This is a genomic window from Mesorhizobium sp. B2-3-4 (genome assembly GCF_006442315.1).
Classification (GTDB): Bacteria; Pseudomonadota; Alphaproteobacteria; order Rhizobiales; family Rhizobiaceae; genus Mesorhizobium.
Genome location: NZ_VFVY01000013.1, coordinates 129366 through 153274 on the forward strand (window position 1 = coordinate 129366; position 23909 = coordinate 153274).

The 23909-nt window shown below is 64.8% G+C and carries 18 protein-coding genes; 7 read left to right on the top strand and 11 right to left on the bottom strand.

The window, feature by feature from the left end; genetic code table 11:
• Positions 1-10 precede the first annotated feature (10 nt).
• From nagA to FJ967_RS19930, 4 genes are read right to left on the bottom strand one after another with little or no spacing between them, the layout of a single operon-like run.
• The gene (gene nagA / locus FJ967_RS19915) at positions 11-1183 is read right to left on the bottom strand and encodes an N-acetylglucosamine-6-phosphate deacetylase (protein WP_140733534.1); all 1173 of its coding nucleotides are present in this window, start codon (positions 1181-1183) and stop codon (positions 11-13) included.
• Positions 1180-2214 carry an SIS domain-containing protein gene (locus FJ967_RS19920; RefSeq protein WP_140733535.1) on the bottom strand — a complete coding sequence of 345 codons (1035 nt, stop codon included), beginning with the start codon at positions 2212-2214 and terminating at the stop codon, positions 1180-1182. The genes nagA and FJ967_RS19920 overlap by 4 nt, the downstream gene beginning before the upstream one ends.
• Entirely contained in the window at positions 2211-2993 is a 783-nt protein-coding gene (locus FJ967_RS19925; RefSeq protein WP_140733536.1) for a GntR family transcriptional regulator, read from the bottom strand. The genes FJ967_RS19920 and FJ967_RS19925 overlap by 4 nt, the downstream gene beginning before the upstream one ends.
• Complete coding sequence (locus FJ967_RS19930) at positions 2990-3871, bottom strand: N-acetylglucosamine kinase (protein ID WP_140733537.1); 882 nt, start codon at positions 3869-3871, stop codon at positions 2990-2992. Before FJ967_RS19930 ends, FJ967_RS19925 begins: the two co-directional genes overlap by 4 nt.
• Before the next feature lie 199 nt (positions 3872-4070).
• Here FJ967_RS19930 and FJ967_RS19935 point away from each other — a divergent pair, with 199 nt between their 5' ends.
• The 6 genes from FJ967_RS19935 (at position 4071) to FJ967_RS19960 (ending at position 10481) form a co-directional block, all read left to right on the top strand.
• Positions 4071-5021 carry an N-acetylmuramic acid 6-phosphate etherase gene (locus tag FJ967_RS19935; protein ID WP_181176016.1) on the top strand — a complete coding sequence of 317 codons (951 nt, stop codon included), beginning with the start codon at positions 4071-4073 and terminating at the stop codon, positions 5019-5021.
• Between the two features lie 111 nt (positions 5022-5132).
• Positions 5133-6392 carry an ABC transporter substrate-binding protein gene (locus FJ967_RS19940; RefSeq protein WP_140733538.1) on the top strand — a complete coding sequence of 420 codons (1260 nt, stop codon included), beginning with the start codon at positions 5133-5135 and terminating at the stop codon, positions 6390-6392.
• Positions 6393-6628: 236 nt separating this feature from the next.
• Entirely contained in the window at positions 6629-7558 is a 930-nt protein-coding gene (locus FJ967_RS19945) for a sugar ABC transporter permease (RefSeq protein WP_140733539.1), read from the top strand.
• Between the two features lie 11 nt (positions 7559-7569).
• Positions 7570-8409 carry a carbohydrate ABC transporter permease gene (locus FJ967_RS19950; protein WP_140733540.1) on the top strand — a complete coding sequence of 280 codons (840 nt, stop codon included), beginning with the start codon at positions 7570-7572 and terminating at the stop codon, positions 8407-8409.
• On the top strand, positions 8406-9467 hold the full coding sequence (locus tag FJ967_RS19955) for a Gfo/Idh/MocA family oxidoreductase (RefSeq protein WP_181176018.1): 1062 nt from the start codon (positions 8406-8408) through the stop codon (positions 9465-9467). Before FJ967_RS19950 ends, FJ967_RS19955 begins: the two co-directional genes overlap by 4 nt.
• Before the next feature lie 15 nt (positions 9468-9482).
• A complete protein-coding gene (locus FJ967_RS19960; RefSeq protein WP_140733541.1) occupies positions 9483-10481 on the top strand; it encodes an ABC transporter ATP-binding protein in 999 nt (332 codons plus the stop codon).
• 64 nt (positions 10482-10545) lie between these two features.
• Here FJ967_RS19960 and FJ967_RS19965 read toward each other — a convergent pair whose 3' ends face one another.
• The 7 genes from FJ967_RS19965 to FJ967_RS19995 form a co-directional block, all read right to left on the bottom strand.
• On the bottom strand, positions 10546-11391 hold the full coding sequence (locus FJ967_RS19965; RefSeq protein WP_140733542.1) for a fumarylacetoacetate hydrolase family protein: 846 nt from the start codon (positions 11389-11391) through the stop codon (positions 10546-10548).
• A 165-nt stretch (positions 11392-11556) separates the two neighbouring features.
• Complete coding sequence (locus tag FJ967_RS19970) at positions 11557-12288, bottom strand: SDR family oxidoreductase (RefSeq protein ID WP_140733543.1); 732 nt, start codon at positions 12286-12288, stop codon at positions 11557-11559.
• 183 nt (positions 12289-12471) lie between these two features.
• On the bottom strand, positions 12472-14844 hold the full coding sequence (locus FJ967_RS19975; protein WP_140733544.1) for an aldehyde dehydrogenase family protein: 2373 nt from the start codon (positions 14842-14844) through the stop codon (positions 12472-12474).
• Between the two features lie 68 nt (positions 14845-14912).
• On the bottom strand, positions 14913-15962 hold the full coding sequence (deoC, locus tag FJ967_RS19980) for a deoxyribose-phosphate aldolase (RefSeq protein WP_140733545.1): 1050 nt from the start codon (positions 15960-15962) through the stop codon (positions 14913-14915).
• A gap of 88 nt (positions 15963-16050) precedes the next feature.
• Positions 16051-19209 carry an efflux RND transporter permease subunit gene (locus FJ967_RS19985; RefSeq protein ID WP_140733546.1) on the bottom strand — a complete coding sequence of 1053 codons (3159 nt, stop codon included), beginning with the start codon at positions 19207-19209 and terminating at the stop codon, positions 16051-16053.
• Complete coding sequence (locus FJ967_RS19990; RefSeq protein WP_246675319.1) at positions 19209-20441, bottom strand: efflux RND transporter periplasmic adaptor subunit; 1233 nt, start codon at positions 20439-20441, stop codon at positions 19209-19211. The genes FJ967_RS19985 and FJ967_RS19990 overlap by 1 nt, the downstream gene beginning before the upstream one ends.
• Before the next feature lie 331 nt (positions 20442-20772).
• Positions 20773-21600, bottom strand: a complete 828-nt coding sequence (locus FJ967_RS19995; RefSeq protein WP_140733547.1) for a ferredoxin--NADP reductase — start codon at positions 21598-21600, stop codon at positions 20773-20775.
• Between the two features lie 219 nt (positions 21601-21819).
• On the opposite strand from FJ967_RS19995, the gene FJ967_RS20000 reads away from it, so the two are divergent.
• Positions 21820-23904, top strand: coding sequence for a hydantoinase/oxoprolinase family protein (locus tag FJ967_RS20000; RefSeq protein WP_140733548.1), 2085 nt, complete (start codon positions 21820-21822; stop codon positions 23902-23904).
• Positions 23905-23909 lie beyond the last annotated feature (5 nt).

Here is a 23909-nt window from a genome sequence, read left to right on the forward strand (position 1 = left end):
GGCCTCGCTTTCAGCGTGAAGCGACAGCCCCGAACACCTTGTCGCCGCCGATCCAGACGCTTCCTATGCCAAGATCGTCCGACAGCGCAACGATGTCCGCCGCCGTACCATTGGCGAAGCGCCCGAGCCGGTGCGACTGGCCGATCGCCTGCGCCGGATAGAGCGAGGCCATGCGCAAGGCCTCGGAGAGCTCGACCCCGACGATCCGGTGCATGAAGCGGATGGCCGAGATCATGTCGAGGTCGGCGCCGGCCAGCGTGCCGTCGGCGAGGCGCAGGCTGCCGTCCTTGCGGTAGATGATGCGGCCGTTGAGGGTGAACGAGGTCATGTCGGTGCCGATTGTCGCCATCGCGTCGGTCACCAGCACGATCCTGCCCGGCCCCTGCTTGGCATCGAGCGCGATCCTGATCGTGGCCGGATGGACATGGATGCCGTCGGCGATCAGCCCGGCCGACAAGGCGCCGATGTCGACGGCCGCGCCGGCGAGCCCCGGCTCGCGATTGCCGATCTGGCTCATGGCGTTGAACAGATGTGTGACGACGCTGGCGCCCGCCCCGGCGAAGGTTTCCGCCGTGGCATAGCCAGTGTCGGAATGGCCGAGGCTGACGATTATCCCTGCCTTGGCCAATGCGGTGACGCGGGCCGGCTCGACGGATTCGGGCGCGATGGTGGTGAGTAGCACGGGCAGCTTGTCCCGCGCCGCGATCAGCATGGCCTGGTCGGCATCCGTCATCGGCCGGATCAATGCTGGATCGTGCGCGCCCTTGCGTGCGATCGACAGATGCGGACCTTCCAGATGCAGGCCGAGAAATCCCGGCACTTTCCGCAGGGTCGCGGCCTCGCCGGCGGCGATCGCGGCGGCGGTGATCTCAGGCGTATCGGTGATCAGCGTCGGCAACAACGCGGTCGTGCCGAAGGGGGCGTGCGCCCGGCAGATGGTTTCGATCGAGGCGACGTCGGGATGGTCGTTGAGCATGACGCCGCCACCGCCATTGACCTGAATGTCGACGAAGCCCGGCACCAGCATGCCGCCCCTCAGGTCGACGGAGCGAATGTCTCCGGCGATCGCGCCTTGCGGCAGGATGGCCTCGACGAGGCCGCCGCGCACGACAAGGGCGGCACCGTCATGCCAGTCATCGCCGTCGAAGATGCGGGCGCCGGTCAGGGCGAAACGGTCGCTCATACGGTCTCCGTCACCTTGCGAAGGTTGCGCGGCGCGTCCGGATCGAGGCCGCGATGGCGGGCAAAGGCCTCGACGAACATGTAGAACGAAACGATCAGTGTCAGCGGGTCGGTCAGCGGATGGCCGGTGGCGACATGCGGCAGCCGCGTGGCGCGATTGGCGAGCGCCGAGGTGACGAAAACCGGCGCGCCCTTGGCGGCCAGGCTGTCGGCGGCTTCGGCGATGGAAGGCTCGGACGCATCGCGCGCGGCCAGCGCCAGCACCGGAAAATCGGGGCCGATCAGCGCCAGCGGACCGTGCATGACTTCTGCGGCGCTATAGGCCTCGGCATGCATGCCGCAGGTCTCCTTGAATTTCAGCGCCGCCTCGTTGGCCATCGCCGCGGACGGACCACGGCCAAGGATGAACAGCGATTTCTGCTTCTCGATCGTCTCGGCCAGCACGCTCATCCAGTCGCAGGCGATCGCCTTGCCGAAATGTTCGGGCAGGCGGGCGAGCGCGGCCAGCAGCGCGTCGTCGCCGGTCGAATGCGCCATCAGGGCAAGGCCGGCAACGGCGGAATTGATGAAGGTCTTGGTTGCCGCGACACTGCGCTCCGGTCCGGCGAGGATGTCGATGGCGAAGTCCGAAGCTCGCGCGAGCGGCGAATCGGCGGTGTTGGTGACGGCGATGGTCAACGCGCCGCCGGCCCGTGCGGTTTCGGCCATGGCGACGATGTCGGGGCTCTTGCCGGACTGCGAGATCGCCAGGCACGCCGAGCCGCCGAGCCTGAGCTTGCGGGCATAGATCGAAGCGATGGAGGGACCGACCGAGGCGACGGCAAGGCCGGCGGTCAGTTCGACGGCATATTTCATGAAGGTGGCGGCATGGTCGGACGAGCCGCGCGCCACGGTGACGACGAAATGCGGGTCGCGTTCCCTTATGCCGCGCCCGGCTTCGGCCAGCACCACGCCGGAGCCGTCAAGCAGGCGGGCGACGGCCTGCGGGATCTCCTCGATCTCGCGCTGCATGTGGGTGGTGTTCGCGATCATGGTCGGCCCTCTTCGCTCGGCCCTGTCAGCCGCAGTTCAGCGACGAAATCATAGGCGTCGCCCCGGTAGATGGAGCGGGTGAATTCGATCACCTTGCCGCTCGCCAGATAGGAAATACGCTCGATATGCAGGCCGGCAATGCCGGGCGGCACTTCGAGCAGGCGCGCATCGCCCTCGCCGAGATTGGCGGCCGAGATGCGCTGCACCGCCCGCACCGGCCGGTTGCCGGTCTGTCCAAGCGCCGCGTAGAGCGAGGAGCCGATGCCGGCCGGGTCGGGCAGCACGCTCGCCGACAGCGAGGCGCGCTCGATCGCTAGCGGCGTGTCGTTGGCGATGCGCAGGCGCGCCACGCGCGCCACCAGTTCGCTCGACGACAGGCCGAGCACCATCATCTCGTCGGGCGAAGGCGCGTAGAGGCCGCGGTCGAGCCATGCCGAGCGCACCGCCATGCCGCGCCGCGCCATGTCTTCGGTAAACGAGGTCAGCCGCGACAGCGACTGCTCGACGCGCTCCATGCGGGGCGCCACGAACGTGCCGGAGCCATGGCGCTGCACCAGGATGCCGCCCTTGACCAGGTCCTGCACCGCCTTGCGCACGGTGACGCGCGAAATATCGGCCTTGGTGGCGATGTCGCGCTCGGAGGGCAGCGCGTCGCCCGGGCCGATCAGGCCGCGATTGACGGCGTCCTCGATGCTCTTCCTGAGCTGCAGGTAAAGCGGCGCGCCGCTTTGCGAGGATTGCCTGAGCGCGGCGAAAATCTGGTCGGCGGCATCGCTCATCGCGCGGCCTCCGAATGTCCGGCGAAGAGGCGCGCCGCCATCTGCACGGCGCCGCCGAGCGCGTCGTCGAGCGGCTCCTTCAAAAGGGCGCGGTAGCGCGCCGACAGGCGCGGCGCATAAAGCGGCGCCAGCCCGCCGAGCAGGCAGAGCGGTGCACCGGCGGCGAGGTCTAGCGCGCCGAGCGAGGCCTCGACGTCGGCGACCGCCTTGTCGAGGATCCAGTTGGCGACGATGTCGCCTTTTTCGGCGTGCTCGAACACTTTCGGCGCGAAGCCACCGAAATCGCCGGGCTTGGCGTTGGTGGTGAACTCGACCACGTCCTCGGGATTGTTGCGGAAAACAGCCATCATGCTGTCGGTCAGCGGCGAGGCCCGGCGCACGCCGTCATGCGCGAGCAGTGTCTGCTCCAGAAGGTCGCGGCCGATGCGGGCGCCGCTGCCCTGGTCGCCGACCTGGAAGCCCCAGCCGCCGATGGCGCGCGATTTGCCGTCCTTGCGAGCCATATAGGCGGTGCCGGTGCCCAGGATCGCCATGGCGCCGTCACTGGGCCCAACCGCGCCCTCCAGCGCGATCTCGGCGTCGGTCTCGACGCGGCTGATGCTGAACGGCAGGACGGCCTCGAGCTGCTGCCGATAGGTGCCGACATTGGCGCCGGCAAGGCCGAGAATGGCCGGTGTCCGCGGGATCAGCTCCGGGTCTTGCCCGGACGCGATGAAAGCCTGCCGCGCCGCGTCGACGATGTTGGCGCGCGCGCCTGTGAGGTCGGTTCGGATGTTGGCGGCGCCACTTTTGGCGCGGCCGAGCACGATGCCGTCCGCCGTTGCCAGGGCGGCCCTGCAGCTGGTGCCGCCGCCATCGATGCCGAGCACGAATTTCACGCGATGTCTCCTCCGGATTGATAATACCAATAAAATACCAATAGCCAAGGCTTAATTTGTCTTTAAAAAAGATTAAGCCGTATTCTATTGAAAAACCTGATTATTTTGCCGGCACAGCGATTCCCAGGCGACGATTTCGTTAATGAGTGTGGACAAGTGGTATTTTTTTGGTATTGTTTTCTGAGTTGGAGGAACAGGGATGGCCGAAACGCGCACCGAAGCGCTGCATGGGAAAGCCGAGGGGCTGGATATCCAGGCTCCCGAAGCGATCCTTGGCGCGCTGGCCGATGCGCAGGTCGAGGCCGCCAAGGCCGTCCGCAACGCCATTCCCGCCATTGCCAGGGCCGCCGAAATCATTGCCGGCAGCCTGAACGGCGGTGGCAAGCTCGCCTATGCGGCGGCAGGCAGCTCCGGGCTGATGGCTCTTGCCGACGCGCTGGAACTGCCCGGCACGTTCGGCATCCGGCGTGACCGCATCGCCATCCTGATCGCCGGCGGCGACGAGGCTTTCAAGACACTGGCCGGCGGACCCGAGGATGATACGGAAGAGGCCGCGACGGCGGTTGCCGATGCCGGCATCGGCGAGGGCGATTGCCTGATCGCCCTTTCCGCCAGCGGCACGACACCCTACGCGGTGCGCGCCGTCGAGGAAGCACGCCGGCGGGGCGCGGCCACCATCGCCATCGCCAACAACCGCGACACGCCGCTGCTCAAGCGGGCCGACACCGCCATCCTGCTCGAAACGCCGCCTGAGGTCATTGCCGGCTCGACCCGCATGGGCGCCGGCACCGCGCAGAAGATCGCACTCAACATGCTGTCGACGCTGACCGCCATCCATCTCGGCCATGTGCATGACGGCTACATGGTCAATCTCATGGCCGACAACATGAAGCTGCGCGACCGCGCGGCGCGCATCGTCGCCGCCGTCAGCGGCCGCGACAGGCAAGAGGCCGCCAGCCTGCTCGAGAAGAGCGGCGGCGCGGTCAAGACAGCCATTCTGCTCGCCGCCGGCGCCGACAGCGCCGACGCGGCGCAGAAGATACTGGAAGAGGCGGGCCAGAAGCTGAGGCCCGCCCTTTCCGCGCTCGGGCACGATCCCGAAAAGTGGAACCCGCTTTTCGGAAAAGATCATGCTCGAACAAAGAAATAGAGCCTGTTTCATCCCCATCGGGGTGAAATGGGCTTGCGAGGGGAACAAGGGCTCGAAAGCCCCGGTTCTCATCAAAACCGAACCTGAAAAAGGTCAACAGGGAGACTGAGCATGACAACGAAACTACTGACGGCACTGCTTCTGGGCACAAGCATTCTCGGCTCCGCCGGGCTGGCTCACGCCGAGGACGTAACGCTCAACATCGAAAGCTGGCGCGGCGACGACCTGTCCATCTGGAAGGACAAGCTCATCCCGGCCTTCGAAGCCAAGAACCCCGGCATCAAGGTGGTGTTCGCACCATCGGCTCCGACCGAATATGACGCCGCACTCGGCGCCAAGCTCGCTGCCGGCTCGGCGGGCGACCTGATCACCTGCCGCCCGTTCGACAAGTCGCTCGAACTGTTCAAGAAGGGCAATCTCGCCGATCTCTCCTCGCTGCCCGGCATGGAGAACTTCTCACCGGTCGCCAAGTCCGCCTGGCAGACCGATGACGGCAAGTCGAGCTTCTGCGTGCCGATGGCTTCCGTCATTCACGGCTTCATCTACAACAAGGATGCCTTCGACAAGCTCGGCATCAAGGTGCCGGAAACCCGCGACGAGTTCTTCGCCGCGCTCGACAAGATCAAGGCCGACGGCACCTATATCCCGATGGCGATGGGCACCAAGGACCTCTGGGAAGCCGCGACCATGGGCTACCAGAACATCGGCCCGAACTACTGGAAGGGCGAGGACGGCCGCGCCGCGCTGATCAAGGGCGAGCAGAAGCTGACCGACAAGGACTGGGTCGCTCCTTATGAGGAACTGGCCAAGTGGAAGCCGTATCTCGGCGACGGCTTCGAGGCCCAGACCTATCCGGACAGCCAGAACCTGTTCACGCTCGGCCGCGCCGCCATCTACCCGGCCGGCTCGTGGGAAATCGGCCTGTTCAACACCCAGGCCCAGTTCAAGATGGGCGCTTTCCCGCCGCCGGTCGAGAAGGCCGGTGACACCTGCTACATCTCCGACCATACCGACATCGGCATGGGCCTGAACGCGGCCTCCAAGCATGCCGACGCGGCCAAGACCTTCCTGTCCTGGGTGGCCTCGGCTGATTTCGCCACCATCTACGCCAACGCGCTGCCGGGCTTCTTCAGCCTGAACTCCGCGCCGGTGAAGATGGAAGACCCGCTGGCGCAGGAATTCGTCTCCTGGCGCGGCAAGTGCAAGTCGACGATCCGCTCGACCTATCAGATCCTGTCGCGCGGCACGCCGAACCTCGAAAACGAGACCTGGGTCGAATCGGCCAACGTCATCAACGGCACCGATACGCCCGAAGCCGCGGCCAAGAAGCTGCAGACCGGTCTCGACAGCTGGTACAAGCCGGCCAAGTAAGAGCTCAGGCAACGGAGCCGGCCGGGCACGTGCCCGGCCGGTTCTTTAAAACAGCAACCACTCAGATAGCGATTGTCGGCACTGCCTCTCGGCCTTACCCTTGCTTCCATGGGGAAGGCTAGCTGACCGGTCGCAGGCCTTGCTCTTGCCGCATGCGGCGGGAGTTTGCGCCATGCATCGAGGCATCATCTGGCACCACGACCAACTGGAACCGAGAGACGGCAGGGACCGAACTCATGGCCGCACCAACACGACCGAAAAGACCGTTCCGCTGGCATATTGCCGTCTTCCTGGCGCCGGCGGTGCTCGTCTACACGGCGATCATGATTCTGCCGCTCGCCGGCACGCTGCAGCTGTCGCTGTTCCGCAACGTCGACCAGTCACAGGTCTTCGTCGGTCTGGGCAATTTCCGCACCCTGTTCGGCGACCCTAACTGGTCCGTCAATTTCTGGAATGCGCTGCGCAACAATGTCTGGTTCTTCATCATCCACATGCTGGTGCAGAACCCGGTCGGTGTGCTCCTGGCGGCGCTTCTATCCAGCCCGAAGCTGCGCTTCTCGGCCTTCTACCGCACCGCGATCTTCGTGCCGACCATCCTGTCCTTCGTCATCGTCGGCTTCGCCTGGAAGCTGATCCTGTCGCCGCTCTGGGGCGTGGCGCCGCATCTGCTCGATTTCGTCGGCCTCAAGAGCCTGTTCACGCCCTGGCTCGGCAAGGAACAATACGCGCTGACCGCGCTCAGCCTGGTGTCGGTCTGGCAGTTCATCGGCATCCCGATGATGCTGATCTATGCCGCGCTGCTGTCGATCCCCGACGAGGTGATCGAGGCGGCCGAATGCGACGGCATTACCGGCATGGCGCAGTTCTGGAAGATCAAGCTGCCGCTGATCCTGCCGTCGATCGGCATCATCTCGATCCTCACCTTCGTCGGCAATTTCAACGCTTTCGACCTGATCTACACCGCCCAGGGCGCGCTCGCCGGGCCGAACTATTCGACCGATATTCTCGGCACCTTCCTCTATCGCGCCTTCTTCGGTTTCCAGCTGCAGGTCGGCGATCCCAATATGGGCGCGACCATCGCCACGATCATGTTCCTGATCATCCTCGGCGGTGTCTGCGTCTACCTGTTCCTCATCCAGACGCGCCTGCGTCGGTATCAGTTCTAGAGGGGCAAGAGATGAGCATCGCCACCCGTTCGCTGCCCCGCACCATCGGCGCCCATGCGATCCTGTTGACCTACACGGTGATCGCGCTGTTCCCGGTGATCCTGGTGGTGATGAATTCGTTTAAATCCCGCGCCGGCATCTTCGGCGCGCCGCTGACGCCGCCAACGCCGAAAACCTTCGACCTGATCGGCTACACCACCGTGATCGGCCAGGGAGATTTCTTCCATTATTTCCAGAACAGCCTCGTCGTTACCGTCGGCTCGCTGTTCTTCGTGCTCCTGTTCGGCGCCATGGCCGCCTTCGCGCTGTCGGAATACCGCTTCCGTGGCAACACGCTGATGGGGCTGTACCTGGCGCTCGGCATCATGATCCCGATCCGGCTCGCCACCGTCGCCATCCTGCAATTGATGGTGGCGAGCGGGCTGGTCAACACGCTGACGGCGCTGATCCTGGTCTATACCGCGCAAGGCCTGCCGCTCGCCGTCTTCATCCTGTCGGAGTTCATGAAGCAGGTCTCCGACGATCTGAAGAACGCCGGGCGCATCGACGGCCTGTCGGAATACACCATCTTCTTCCGCCTGGTGGTGCCGCTGGTGCGCCCGTCGATGGCGACGGTCGCCGTCTTCACGATGATCCCGATCTGGAACGATCTCTGGTTCCCGCTGATCCTGGCGCCGTCGGAGGAGACCAAGACGGTGACGCTCGGCGCCCAGCTTTTCCTCGGCCAGTTCGTGACCAACTGGAACGCCATCCTGGCGGCACTGTCGCTGGCGATCCTGCCGGTGCTGATCCTCTACGTCATCTTCTCGCGGCAGCTGATCCGCGGCATCACCTCCGGAGCCGTCAAGTGAGCGTGCAAAAACCCCTTCGTGTCGTCGTCGCCGGGCTCGGCAATATGGGCCGCAGCCATGCGCTGGCCTATCACACCAATCCGGGCTTCGAGATCGCCGCTCTCGTCAACCGTTCCGACGTGCCCCTGCCGGATGGGCTGTCGGGCTATGGCATCAGGCACTCCTTCGACGACGCGTTGCGCGACGAGAAACCCGATGTAGCCTGCATAGCCACCTATTCCGACAGCCACGCCGACTATGCGGTGAAGGCATTCGAGGCCGGCTGCCACGTCTTCGTCGAGAAGCCGCTGGCAACGACCGTGGCCGACGCGAAGCGTGTCGTCGCCGCGGCACAAGCCAACGGCAAAAAACTGGTGATCGGCTACATCCTACGCCATCACCCGTCCTGGATCCGGCTGATCGCCGAAGCGCGGAAACTGGGCGGTCCCTACGTCTTCCGCATGAACCTCAACCAGCAATCCTCTGGCCACACCTGGGAGACGCACAAGCAGTTGATGCGCACGACGTCGCCGATCGTCGACTGCGGCGTGCATTACCTCGACGTCATGCTGCAGATCACCGATGCCAGGCCTGTCGAGGTGCGCGGCATGGGCGTGCGGCTGACCGAAGAGGTCGCGCCCACAATGTACAATTACGGCCACCTGCAGGTGATGTTCGATGACGGCTCTGTCGGCTGGTATGAAGCTGGCTGGGGCCCGATGATTTCGGAAACCGCCTTCTTCGTGAAGGATGTCATCTCGCCGAAAGGCTGTGTGTCGATCGTCATGAAGGAAGGCGTCAAGTCCGACGACATCGACACCCACACCAAGACTTCGACCATCCGCCTGCACAGCGCTGAAACCGGGCCGGACGGCAAGTTCACGAGGCCGGACGAGATGCTGTCGATGGAAGGCGAACCCGGCCACCAGGACCTTTGCGACCTGGAGCAGGCTTTCGTCCTCAAGGCGATCCGCGAAGACATCGATCTGACCAAACACATGGACGATGCGGTGAAGTCGCTCGCCGTCTGCCTGGCCGCCGACGAGAGCGTGCGCAGCGGCAATGCCGTGAAACTCTAGAACAGGAACGAAGCCGTGGGCTCGCTGAAGATCGAGAATGTGAAGAAGGCCTTCGGGCCGGTCGAGGTGCTGAAGGGCATCGACCTCGAAGTGACCGATGGCGAATTCGTCGTCTTCGTCGGCCCGTCCGGCTGCGGCAAGTCGACCCTGCTGCGCGTCATCGCCGGACTGGAGGATTCGACCTCGGGCCGGGTGCTGATCGACGGCACCGATGTCTCGGTCACGCCGCCGGCAAAACGCGGCATCGCCATGGTGTTCCAGACCTATGCGCTCTATCCGCATCTGACGGTCAGGAACAATATGGGCCTCGGCCTCAAGCAGGCGAACACGCCGGCGGCGGAGATCGAGCGGCGCATCGGCATCGCCTCGTCCATGCTGTCGCTGGAGCCCTATCTCGAAAGGCGGCCGGCCGAGCTCTCCGGCGGCCAGCGCCAGCGCGTCGCCATCGGCCGCGCGGTGGTGCGCGAGCCCAAGCTTTTCCTCTTCGACGAGCCGCTGTCCAATCTCGACGCGGCATTGCGCGTCAACACACGGCTGGAAATCGCGCAATTGCACCGCCGGCTCAAGGCAACGATGATCTACGTCACCCACGATCAGGTCGAAGCGATGACGCTCGCCGACAAGATCGTGGTGCTCAACGCTGGAAAAATCGAGCAGATCGGCGGCCCGATGGAGCTCTACAATGCGCCGGCAAACGAGTTCGTCGCCGGCTTCATCGGTTCGCCCAAGATGAATTTCATCGACGGCGCGCGTCTGGGCGAGACCGCCAAGACCATCGGCGTGCGGCCTGAGCACCTGACCGTCGATCCGAAGTCGGGCGCCTGGAAGGGCACGGTCGTGCATGCCGAGCATCTCGGCGCCGACACCAATCTCTATCTCGATTGCGAGAAGGCCGGCTTGATCACCGTGCGTATCTTCGGCGTGTATGACGCCGAGCCGGGCGCAACGCTTTATGCGACGCCCGAGCCTGGGAAGACCTATCGGTTTGGGGCCGATGGGAAGGTGCTGAAGTAGGCGGGCACTTTTCTTTTCCTCTCCCCCGATCGACGGGGGAGAGGAAAGAACGAACTGCCGCAGTTTACACGTCGGCCTTGAACGTCTGCTTCTGCTGGCCGAGCCCTTCGATGCCGAGCTCCACCACGTCATCCGCCTTCAGGAACACCGGCGGCTTCATGCCCAGCCCGACGCCGGGCGGGGTGCCGGTGGAAATGATGTCGCCCGGATGCAGCGACATGAACTGGCTGAGATAGGAGACCAGATACTTCACGCCGTAGACCATGGTCTTGGTCGAGCCGTTCTGCATCGTCTTGCCGTTGACGGTCAGCCACATCTTCAGGTTCTGCGGATCCGCCACCTCGTCCTTGGTCACCAGCCACGGGCCGGTCGGGCCGAACGTGTCGCAGCTCTTGCCCTTGGTCCACTGGCCCTGGCGCTCGGCCTGGAAGGCGCGTTCGGACACGTCATGGGCGACGGCATAGCCGGCGACATAATCGAGCGCGTCGGCCTCGCTGACGTACTTTGCCGTCTTGCCGATCACCACGGCGAGTTCAACCTCCCAGTCGGTCTTTTCAGAACCGCGCGGGATCAGCACGTCATCGTCGGGCCCGACAATGGCCGAGCTTGCCTTCATGAAGATGATCGGCTCCGATGGCACCGTGGCGCCGGTTTCGGCGGCATGATCGGAATAGTTGAGGCCGATGCAGATGAACTTGCCGGTCCCGGCAACGCAGGCGCCGAGGCGCGGCTTGCCGGAAACGGCAGGCAGCGACTTCGGGTCGAGCTTGGACAGCATGTCCAGAGAGGCCGGATGCAGCACCGTGCCGGCAATGTCGGCGACATGGGCGGAGAGATCGCGGATCGTTCCATCCGCATCGAGCAGGCCGGGACGTTCGCTCCCCACCTCGCCATAGCGCAGCAGTTTCATGCATCTTCTCCTGATTGCGGCCTCGCGGCCGTTCTACAAACTCTCCGCCGAGGCGTCAGCCGCTCCGGAACCGCGCGGACCCTAGCCACCGGCCTGCTCCACGACAAGCGCGCACAGCCCGTTTTGCGCACCGGCGAGGCGGATTTTCAGACTTCCCGATCCCCGTCAGATCGACCAGCCGCCGTCGATATTGTAGGCCTGCCCCGACGTGTAGGTGGCGCCGGCCAGATAGACGGCGAGGTCGGCGATTTCCTCCGGCGTGCCGAGCCGGCCCATCGGCTGGCGGGCGATGAAGGCCGCGCGGGCTGCCTCGTAATCACCTTGTGCATGCATGCGGTCCTGCAGCGACGGGCTCTCGACCGTGCCGGGGCAGATGGCGTTGCAGCGAATGCCCTTGCCGACATAGTCGGCCGCGACCGCCTTGGTCAGGCCGATGACCGCCGCCTTGCTCAGTCCATACACGAAGCGGTTCGGCACACCCTTGGTCGAGCTCGCCAGCGAGGCCATGTTGATGATCGAGCCATCGCCGCGCTCCAGCATGCCGGGCAATACCGCCCGGATGGTGCGCACCATGGCGCGGACATTGAGGTTCAGCGCGAAATCGAGATCGCCGTCCTTCATCTCCAGGATCGAGCCCGAATGAACGAAACCGGCGCAGTTGAACAGCACGTCGACGCGGCCGATCTCGGCAAAGGCGGCATTGACCGCCTCGTCATTGAGGACATCGACCTTGCGGGTCTTGATTCCCGATGTCTTGGCGAGTTCGGCCAGCAGCGTCTCGTTGATGTCGGTGGCATGGACGGTGGCGCCAGCCTTGGCGAAGGCCAGCGCGCTTGCCTTGCCGATGCCTTGTGCCGCTGCCGTGATGACAACGACCTTGCCTGCCAGATCCGCCATGTCTTTTCCTCGCCTGCCTCGGGTCGATTGGCTTTATCGGCGGCCGGCGAAGGCGTCATGTGCCACTCAGGCGCGATCATGCGGCCTGTGCCAGTTCACTGATAAAGATGTTTTTTCTCGTTAAAGAACATGTGTCCGGGCGTCAAGCCCGAACACGATCACCATTGCGGCAGCACGGAAATGTCAGTCGCCGTAAGGCACCCAGACGTTCTTGACCTCGATGGCGCGGCGCAACAAGGCATCGCCGGCAGCTTCCTCCGAGGCCCAGTCGAGGCTGCGGCCATTGCCGGTCCAGACGCGCTTCAGATTGCCGATGGAGTCGGCCTCCGCCTTGGCGCAGGTCTCGGCGTCGGCGAATACCCAGAGCCCGTCGACATCGTCATGCTTGGCCAGCACGCCGGCCAATTCAGCGCTGCGGCCGGTGACGATGTTGATGGCGCCGGCCGGCACATCGGAATATTCGATCACCTGGTAGAGATCGGTGGCAAGCAGCGGATGGCGTTCGGACGGCACGGCGACCACCGTGTTGCCCATGGCAAGTGCCGGCGCCACCAGCGAGATGAAGCCGAGCAAGGGCTGATTGTCGGGCGCCACGATGCCGATGACGCCGACCGGCTCGTGCAGCGCCAGCGTGACAGCGCGCGCCGGCGGCTGGTGGACGCGGCCCTCGAACTTGTCGGCAAGGCCGGCATAGAGGAACAGCCGTTCGATCGACTGGTCGACCTCCTCGCGCGCGGCCTTGGCCGGCACGCCGGTGAGCTGGACGAGACGGGCGGCGAATTCGTCGGCGCGGCCCGAAAGGTTCTCGGCGAGGTAATAAAGCACCTGCGACCTGTTATAGGCCGTCGCCTCCGGCCAGGCCTTGGCGCCGCGGGCGGCCGAGACCGCATCGCGTATGTCCTTGCGGTTGCCGAGCCCGACCTCGCCCGCAAGCTTGCCCTTGGCGGTGGCGATGCCAAGCGAGTAATTGCCGTCCGGGCGCACCTGCTTGCCGCCGATGAACAGCTTTGCGGTGCGGTCTATGGCCGAGCCGTCCGCCTGCTCGTGCGGCTGCGCGGCGGTTGCCGCCGGCTTGATGACAGGGCCGAGCGGCAATTTGGCCGTCAGATATTCGAACATGCCCTCGCGCCCGCCCTCGCGGCCGAAGCCGCTCTCGCGATAGCCGCCGAAGCCGCAGGCGGCGTCGAACATGTTGGTGCCATTGACCCACACGACGCCGGCCTTGAGCTGCGGTGCCACATGCAAGGCAAGGTTGACGTTCTCGCTCCACACCGAGGCGGCAAGGCCATAGCGCGTGTTGTTGGCAAGCTCGATCGCCTCCTCGGTGTTGCGGAAGGTCATGGTGGCGAGGACCGGGCCGAACACTTCTTCCTGCGCCAGGATGTTAGCCGGCGAAACGCCTGTGGCCAGCGTCGGCAGGTGGTAATAGCCCGACGACGGCAGCGCCGCGTCCGGCTGCCAGCAGACTGCGCCTTGTTTCGCGCCCTCGGCCACCAGTCCCTTGACGCGGTCGAGCTGGGTCAGATCGACCAGCGGGCCGATATCGGTGTTCTTGTCGAGCGGACTGCCGACGCGGAGCCTGCTCATCCGCGTCTTGACCTTGGCGATGAAGGCATCGGCGATGCCTTCCTGCACCAGAAGCCGCGAGCCGGCGCAGCAGACCTGGCCCTGGTTGAACCAGATGCCGTCGACCAGACCCTCGACGGCGCTGTCGAGATCGGCGTCCTCGAAGACGATGAAGGCTGATTTGCCGCCAAGCTCCAGCGACAGTTTCTTGCCCGACCCGGCGGTCGCCTTGCGGATGATCTTGCCGACTTCGGATGAGCCGGTGAAGGCGATCTTCTGGATGCCGGGATGATTGACGATGGCCGCACCCGCTTCCGGGCCGCCGTGAACGATGTTGACGACGCCCTTCGGCACACCCGCGCGTTCGCAGATCTCGGCGAACAGGATGGCTGTGAGCGGTGTGAACTCCGCCGGCTTCAGCACCACCGTGCAGCCCGCGGCGAGCGCCGGCGCGATCTTCCAGGCCAGCATCAGCAGCGGAAAATTCCACGGGATGATCTGGCCGACGACGCCGACGCCCTTATGGCCGGGAAAATCCCTGTCCAGCGCCTGCGCCCAGCCGGCATGATGGATGAAATGGCGGATCGCCAGCGGCACGTCGATGTCGCGGCTCTCGCGGATCGGCTTGCCGTTGTCGATCGATTCGAGCACCGCGAACAGCCTCTGGTGGCGCTGCATGGCGCGGCCGATGGCGTAGAGCACTTTTGCACGCTGGTAGCCCGAACTGGCGCTCCATTTCGGCAATGCCTTGGCGGCGGCGGCAACCGCCGCGTCGATGTCGACCGCACTGGCGTCGGACACCTTGGCCAGCAGCTTGCCGGAGGACGGTTCGCTGGTCTCGAAGGTCTTGCCGCCGGCAGCGGTCTTCCAGCCGCCGTCGATGAACAGCGCCTTGCCGAAGTCGCGCGCGGCCAGCCACGCATCGGCCTCGTTGCGGGCTTCTGGTGCGGGACCGTATTCCATGGCGTGATAACGTTCGAGAATGTTCATGGGGTCCTCCAGATGATTATCGCGGCAGGCGCTCTGGCGCCGCAGGGCTCGATGTTCAAAGCCCTACCTCAAGCCATAGCGTGGCGATGATTGGCCGAATAATGGCCGGTCAGGTGATGCTCGAGTTGGCGCTCGATGTCGGTCAGCAGGCTCGACGCGCCGAAACGGAACAGTTCCGGTTCCAACCACGGCCGCCCGAGCTCTTCCTTCATCAGCACCAGCCAGTCGAGCGAGACCTTGGCCGTGGAAATGCCGCCGGCCGGCTTGAAGCCGATGAGATAGCCGGTTTCTTCGAAATAGGCCCTGATGGCGCGCACCATGGCTAGGCCGACAGGCAGCGTGGCATTGACGCTTTCCTTGCCGGTCGACGTCTTGATGAAATCGGCGCCCGCCATCATCGCCACCATCGAGGCCAGCATGACGTTGCGCAGCGTGGCGAGGTCGCCAGTGCCAAGGATCACCTTCAGATGCGCGTCACCGCAGGCGGCGCGCATCGAGACGATCTCGTTGTAGAGTTCGCGCCATTTGGCGCCGAACACCAGGCCACGCGGAATGACGACGTCGATCTCGTCGGCGCCGTCGCGCACCGAGGCCTCGATCTCCTGCAACCGGGTCGACAGCGGCGCCAGCCCATGCGGGAAGGCGGTGGAGACGGCGGCGACATGGATGCCGGTGCCGCGCACGGCGTCGACGGCGGTGGCGACGAAGGGATGGTAGACGCAGACAGCCGCCGGCCGGATGGTTTCGCCCGCGATGCCCAGGCCTTCCATGATGTCGCGGCGCAGCGGGTTGATCGCCTTGGCGCAGAGCCGGCGCACGCGTTCCTCGGTGTCGTTGGAGTTCAGCGTCGTCAGGTCCATGCAGGCGATCGACCGCAACAGCCACGCCGCCTGGTTATCGGCCTTGATCGAGCGCCGCTTGGTCAGCGTGGCGACGCGCCGTTCCAGCGCCGAGCGGTTGACGCTGCGCACCGATTCCAGGAAGCCGAGGTCGAGTTTGAGACCGGGATTGCGCGCGATGTGATGGTCCAGCGGCACCGGCGTGTTGGCGGCGGCGCGTGCCGGCAGTGGCATCACCTTGGATGCACCGGCGCCGGCCTCGCGGATCGTGTTGCTCATTTCCTGCCCTTTCTCGTTTGCGGCAACACTTACACGATCGTTCCGGTCGAGGCCACAAGCCTGAGACAGGTCCCTGTCGGACGCCGGCCTATTCGGCGGCCAGCTTGCCGCGCGGCGGGCTGATTTCAACCGCCTCGTGGCGGGGCTCTTCCTGGTCCTGCTCCTGCCGGCGCCAGGAGGTGAGCCAGCCCGAGAGATCGTCCAGATAGAGATAGATCACCGGCGTGGTGAACAGCGTCAGGGCCTGGCTGACCAGCAGTCCGCCGAACATCGTATAGCCGAGCGGCTGGCGGATTTCCGCGCCCGTGCCGTTTTCCAGCATCAGGGGCAGGGCGCCGAGCATCGACACCATGGTGGTCATCATGATCGGGCGGAACCGCAGCAGGCAGGCCTGGCGGATCGAGTCCAGGGAACTGAGATGCTGGTCCCTCTCGGCCGCGATGGCGAAGTCGACCATCATGATCCCGTTCTTCTTGACGATGCCGATGAGCAGGATGACGCCGATCAGGCCGATCAGGTTGAACTCCATATGGAAGACCAGCAGCGTACCCAAGGCGCCGAGCCCGGCCGACGGCAGCGTCGAGAGAATGGTCAGCGGATGGATGTAGCTTTCGTAGAGGATGCCGAGGATCAGGTAGACCACGACCAGCGCGCCGAGGATGAGCAGCGGTATCGAGGAAAGCGATTGCTGGAACGCCTGCGCCGTGCCGGTATAGCTGGTCTGGACGGTCGCCGGCAGCCGCATCTCCATGGCGGCCCTGTCGATCGCGGCGGTGGCCTGGCCCAGCGCCACGCCGGGCGCCAGGTTGAAGCTGATCGTCACCGAAGGAAACTGGCCTTCATGGTTGATGACGAGCGGCTGTACCGGCGCCGTCGTCCATTTGGCGATCGCCGAGAGTGGTACCTGCGAACCGCTCGATGTCGTCAGATAGATCTGGTCGAGCGCCTTGAGGTCGCCGCGTAGCGACGGCAGCACTTCCAGGATCACGTCATAGGTCGAAAGCTGCGTGAAATACTGGGCGATCTGGCGCTGGCCGAAGGCGTCGTTGAGGGTATTGTCGACGTCGTTGGCGGTCAGGCCATAGCGGGCGGCCTGGTCACGGTCGACCTGCAGCGTGAGCGTCGTGCCTGAACTCATCTGGTCGGTCGAGACGTCGCGCAATTCAGGCAACCGCTGCAAGGCCGTCAACAGCTGTGGCGCCCATTGATTGAGCGTGTCGAGATCGCCGCTTTCCAGCACATACTGGTATTGCGAGGCCGACAGCTTGCCGCCGATGCGCACGTCCTGCGAGGCCTGCATGAACAGGCGCGCGCCCTGAACGACCGAGAGCTTTGGCTGCAGCCGCCGGATCACCTGGTCGGCCGATGCATCGCGGTCGTCGCGGGGCTTCAGCTGGATGAACATGCGGCCGGTGTTCTGCGTGTTTCCGGTGCCGCCCATCGATGCCGCGAAATGCGCCACCGCCGGATCCTTGGAGACGATGCCGGCGAATTGCGTCATATAGGACCGCATCTGGTCGACCGAGACGTCCTGGCCGGCGATCACCTGGCCGAAGATCAGGCCGGTGTCCTGCTGCGGGAAGAAGCCGCTCGGAACGAGCGTGAAGAAATAGCCGGTCAGCGCCACGCAGCCCAGGAAGACCAGCAGCGTGATGAAGCGATGCCCGAGCGCCCGGTCGAGGCCGCGCTCATAGGCGCGCAGCAACCCGTCGAAGACGCTCTCGCTCCAGCGATAGAGCCTGCCGTGATACTCCTCGGCGGCGGGCTTGATGAAACGCGACGCCAGCATCGGCGTCAGTGTCAGCGACACGCAGGCCGAAACCAGGATGGTCATGGCCAGCGTGACGGCGAACTCCTTGAACAGGCGGCCGATGATGCCGCTCATCAGCAGCAGCGGGATCAGCACCGCCACCAGCGAAATCGAGATCGACAGGATGGTGAAGCCGATCTCGCTGGCGCCCCGGAATGCAGCATCCATCGGCTTCTCGCCGTGCTCGATGTAGCGGACGATGTTCTCCAGCATGACGATCGCGTCGTCGACGACGAAGCCGATCGAGATCGTCAGCGCCATCAGCGACAGATTGTCGATGCTGTAGCCGGCAAGCCACATCAGGCCGCAGGCGCCAAGCAGGGCAAGCGGCACCGTGAAGGCCGGTATGGCCGTCGCCCAGACATTGCGCAGGAACAGGAAGATCACCATCACCACCATTGCGATGGTGAGCATCAGCGTGAACTGCACGTCGGCCACCGAAGCGCGGATGGTCTGGGTGCGGTCGGAAAGCACCTGCAGCTTCAGCGAGGCCGGCATCGAGGCGGTCAGCATAGGCAGCTCCGCCTTGATCTTGTCGACCGTGTCGATGATGTTGGCGCCGGGTTCCTTGAAAATGACCAGCACGACGCCGCGTGTCGTGTCGGCCCAGCCGGCCTGGGTGTAGTCCTGCGCGTCCAGCACGGCGCGCCCGACATCCTTGACCCGCACCGGCGCTCCGTCGCGATAGGCGATGATGGCGTTGTTCCAGTCTTGTGCAGCGGTCATCTGGTCGTTGGAGAAGATGGTGAAGGAGCGCACCTCGCCCTGGATATTGCCCTTGGGCAGGTCGACCGTGCCGATCGACAGCGGGGTGCGCACCGCCTCAAGCGACAAGCCCCTTGCCGCGAGCTTGGCCGGATCGAGCTGGACGCGGATCGAAGGCGTCTGCTGGCCGCCGACCAGCACCTGGCCGACGCCGTCGACATGGCTGATCACCTGCGCGAGCTTGGTGTAGACGTCGTCGCTCACCGTGGTCAGCGGCAGGTCGGAGGAGCTCGCCCCGATCAGCATGATCGGCGAATCGGTCGGATTGACCTCCCTGTAGGTCGGCGGATTGGGCAGGGTCTTGGGCAATTGCCCGCCCGCGGCATTGATGGCCGATTGCACCAGTCCGGCGGCCGAGGCGATATCGACGTTGAGATCGAATTGCAGCGTGATCTGGCTGGAGCCGGACAGGCTGCTCGACGTCATTTCGGCAATGCCCGGGATCTGTGCGAATTGCGTCTCGAGCGGCTGGGTGACCGACGAAGCCATTGTGACGGGATCAGCGCCCGCCAGGCTCGTCGACACCTGGATCGTCGGAAAGTCGACACTCGGCATCGGCGCGACCGGCAGGTTCATATATGCAACGACACCGACGAACAGCACGCCGACCATCAGCAGCGACGTCGCTATGGGGTAGCGGATGAAGGGCGTGGATATGCCGACGGAAGCCATCAACTCCGACCTTTCGTCTGCACGGCGGCGCCCTGTGTGGCTCCCACATGCTGCGGTTGGCCGGCATCCGCGGCCGGCGTGGCATCGACGCTTGCCCCGTCCACCACCCGGTACTGGCCGGCGACCACCACGCGCTGCCCCGGGTTCAACCCGTCGCTGACGACCGTGTCGCCGTCATCCGACGGGCCTGCCTTGATCGTTTGGCGACGGACCGTGCCGTCGTCGCCGACGACATAGGCGAACAAGCCGTCGGGACCATGCTGGACGGCCTCGTCCGGCACCACGATCGCGTCCGGCATCGTGCCGATATGGATGCGGGTGTTGACAGACAGGCCAGGCCATAACGCATTGTTCTGGTTCGCGAATGTCGCCCTGAGCGAAATCGTGCCCGAGGCCTGGTCGACCGCGTTCTGCACCGCCTCTAGCCTGCCGCTGGCAAGCACTGTCTTCATGTCCGTGCCCAGCGTGTCGATCGCAACCGGGCCGGCGGCGAAAACCTTGTTGATGGCCGGGACCTCGTCCTGCGGCTGCGTGAACGACACATAGATGGGCTGAAGCTGCACCAGCGTGAAAAGGCCGGGGCTTTGGCCGGCCTGCACGATGTTGCCGGGGTCGATGGTGCGGAAGCTCGTCTTGCCGGTCAACGGCGCGGTGATGCTGGTGAAGTCGAGGTTGAGCTGGGCCGCCTCGACGGCCGCCTTGTCGGCCTCGATCGTGGCGGCGGTGGTGGTGACCACCGCTTGCTGGTTGTCGACATCCTGCTGCGTCTCGAACGTCTTCTTGAGCAGCGTGGAGAGGCGATCAAGCACGACCCGCGCATTGCTGAGCGTCGCTTCGTCCTCCGCCTGCTTGGCCTTCGCCTGGTCGAGCACCGCCTGGTACGGGCGCGGGTCGATCTCGGCCAGCAGGTCGCCCTGCCTGACCATCTGGCCTTCCTCGACAGGGACCTGCGTGACGACACCGGTGACGCGGCTCGATATGCTGACGCTGTTCGGCGGCGTGACCGTTCCCAGGCCATAGAGGTAAAGCGGGAAATCGCTCTTGCGCACGGTGGCCACGGTGACCGGGATCTTGGGCGTGGGTTGCGCCGATTTGGCGGCTGCGGCGGCATGGCCGCGCCAGACCCCATAGCCGCCCAACGACAGGAAAATCGCGGCAAGCAGCACGATGGCCCGGGCGCGCCCGCGCCGCTTCTGCCCGGCAGCGCTTTGCTGCGTTACGGAAACCATCATGGCGCCGCCTCTTACAAAAAAAGCAAGACTTTCAAGGTGATCGCGAGATCGATCACGTCTCGCCGGCCAGCGGGACCATACAGCGGATGGGGGCGCCGATCAGGTTACAATTGAGTCATCTGATGACGATTTGTTCAGCAGCGCGTGAGGTGCGTCGATGCGATCCCGCCGCAAACAAGCCTTTGCGTCGGGCTGGCTCGCCTGACCGTCGGGACCCCACAGGGGAAGGATGACAGGTCGCCGGAAGCTGGCCATGGCGCGGTCGTTGCGACGCCCATGACCCGGTATTGCATTTGCCGCGAAGACGGCAGTTTCGCAGGCGGCCTTGGGCTCAGCCGACGAAAGCGCGCTCGACGACGAAGCTCGAGGGATGGCTGAGCGAGCCTTCCTGGAAGCCGAGGCTTTCGGCCAGTTCCTTGACGTCCTTCAGCATGTGCATCGAGCCGCAGATCATGATGCGGTCGGTCTCGGGATCGAGCTTTTCGATGCCGAGATCGCTGTAGAACTTGCCCGAGCCGATCAGCGCCGTGATGCGGCCCATGCGCGCCGACTCCTCGCGGGTCGTCGAATTGTAGAGCGTGACGCGCCCAGCGGTCAGTTCGCCAATCAGCGGGTCGCTTTCGAGCGCCGCCACCAGCTCCTGGCCGTAAGTCAGCTCGGCATTGTCGCGGCAGGTATGGGTCAGGATCAGCTGGTCGAATTTCTCATAGGTGTCGGGGTCGCGCAGCAGGCTGGCGAAGGGCGCGATGCCGGTGCCGGTCGAGATCATGAACAGGCGCTTGGCCGGGGTCAGCGCGTCGACGACCAGCGTGCCGGTCGACTTCTGGCGCATGATGACGGTGTCGCCGACCTGGATCTTCTGCAATTCCGAGGTCAGCGGACCATCCGGCACCTTGATCGAGAAGAATTCCAGCTCCTCGTCCCAGGCAGGGCTGGCGACGGAATAGGCGCGGTACACCGGCTTCTCGGCATTGGGCAGGCCGATCATGACGAATTCGCCGGAGCGGAAGCGCAGCGACTGCGGACGGGTGATGCGGAACGAGAACAGCCGGTCGGTATAGTGCTTCACCGAGACGACGGTCTCGGCATAGACATTGGCCGGAATCGGGAATTCCAGAGGCTTGGCTTCAGCGGTGTTGAACGCGGGCGTGGTGTTCATCAATTCCAACCTTCTCGCCCAATGACAGACGCGGGCGCCAAACTTTCCCGTGCGCGCCCGAACCATTCAGGTTCCGGCGTGCCATGCACGCTACCGAAGCGGTAAGCTCTTGTGTCGGGAATTTATTAGTATACAAACGATATTTGCGTCAAGATGCCGTCGTAAAACACCTTTCCAAACTGCGGCATATCCGTAGTCCCAGCATTTCGGGTTTCGACAATGAAAGAGAATTTTTCGGTGCAACCGCCGGATTCCCTGGGCAGCGTCGTTGCCGGCATCGATGTCGGCGGAACCTTCACCGACCTGCTTCTGATCGACGGCAAGGACGGTGGCAAGGTGTATCTGGCCAAGACCCCGACAACGGTCGACAATCAGGCGTTCGGCGTCGTCTCGGCGCTCGGCGCCACCGGCTTTCCGGTCGACGGCATCGACCTCATCGTGCATGGCACGACCACCACCACCAATGCGGTGCTGGAGCGCCGGCTGGCCAGGACCGGCATGATCACGACGCGCGGCTTTCGCGATGTGATCGAGCTCGGCCGGCGCACGCGGCCGCAGCCCTATGGCATGACAGGCACCTTCGTTCCGGTCATCCCGCGCAATCTGCGCCTGGAAGTGTCCGAACGCGTCGAGGCGTCGGGCGCCATCCGCACGCCGCTCGACGAGACCGAAATGCGCGATGCCGTGCAGGCTCTGATCGCGGCCGGCTGCGAATCCCTGGTCATCCATTTCCTGCATTCCTACGCCAACCCCTCGCATGAGCGGCGTGCCGCCGAAATCGCTGCCGAATTCTGGCCGAACGGCTACATCACCACGGGCCACGCGCTGCTGTCGGAAGCGCGCGAATTCGAGCGCGGGGTGACTGCCTCGGTCAACGCCTCGGTGCAGCCGATCCTGGAACGCTATGTCGAGCGGCTGCGCACGGAACTGGCCGCGAAAGGCTATGCCAGGGACTTCCTGATCATGAACGGCAATGGCGGCATGATCTCGGCCCGCTTCGTCACACGTGAATCGGCCAAGACCGTGATGTCCGGCCCCGCCTCCGGCGTCATCGCTGCCGCTTATACCGGCAAGCGCGCCGGCTTCGAGAACCTCGTCACCTACGACATGGGCGGCACTTCAACCGATGTGGCGCTGATCCGCAACGCCGAGCCGGCGGTCTCCAACGAGATCGAGATCGAATATGCCATGCCGATCCATGTGCCGATGGTGGCGGTGCATACGGTCGGCGCCGGCGGCGGTTCGATCGCCCGCGTCGATGCGGCGGGCCTGATCCAGATCGGCCCGGAAAGCGCCGGCGCCAATCCCGGCCCGATCTGCTACGGGCGCGGCGGCACCGAGCCGACCATCACCGACGCCAATCTGGTGCTTGGCCGGCTGGCGCCGAAGAAGCTGCTGGCGGTCGACAATCCGGTCACGTCGGAGCGCGTCGCCGGCATTTTCGAGGCCAGGATCGGCAAGCCGACCGGCCTCTCCGGCGTCGAGGCGGCGGGCGCCGTGCTCAGGCTCGGCAACATCAAGATGGCCGGCGCCATCCGCATGGTCTCGGTGTCGCGCGGCCACGACCCGCGCGATTTCGCGCTGTTCGCCTTTGGCGGCGCCGGTCCGCTGCACGCCACCGCGCTCGCCCGCGAACTCGGTCTGCCCCGTGTGCTGGTGCCGGCGCGGCCCGGCATCACCAACGCGCTCGGCTGTGTCGTCGCCGATCTGCGCCACGACTTTGTCAACACCGTCAATCAGCCGGTGGCGATGCTCGATAAAAGTCAGCTCTATCGGGTATTGGAACGGCACCGAAACGAAGGCGAGGAGTTGATCGCCAAGGAGGCGGTCAAGCCGGAAACGATCCGCGTCACCCATTCCGCCGACATGCAGTTCGTCGGCCAGACCCACATCATCAACGTGCCGCTGCCGTCCTCGGCGGTCAGCCGGCACGAATTGCAGGCGCTGTTCGAGAAAGCCTACTTCGCCCGTTTCAAGGTGGAATTGCCGGAAATCCGCGCCAATCTCGTCAACCTCAACACCTCGGTCACCGGCGTGCGCCCTCAGATCGACCTGTCGCGGCTGATCGACCCGGCCGGAAGGGCAAGGACGCTCGATGAAGCACGGCGTGAAATCAGGCCGGTCTGGTATGCAGGCCAATGGCACGACACGCCGGTATATGTGCGCGAAAAGCTGCCGCTCGACGCCGTCATCGAAGGCCCGGCGATCCTCGAACAGATGGACGCGACCACCGTGCTCGAACCCGGTGACCGCGCCCGCTCGGACGCCGACGGCAACATCATCATCGACATTGGCGAGGCCTGAAATGC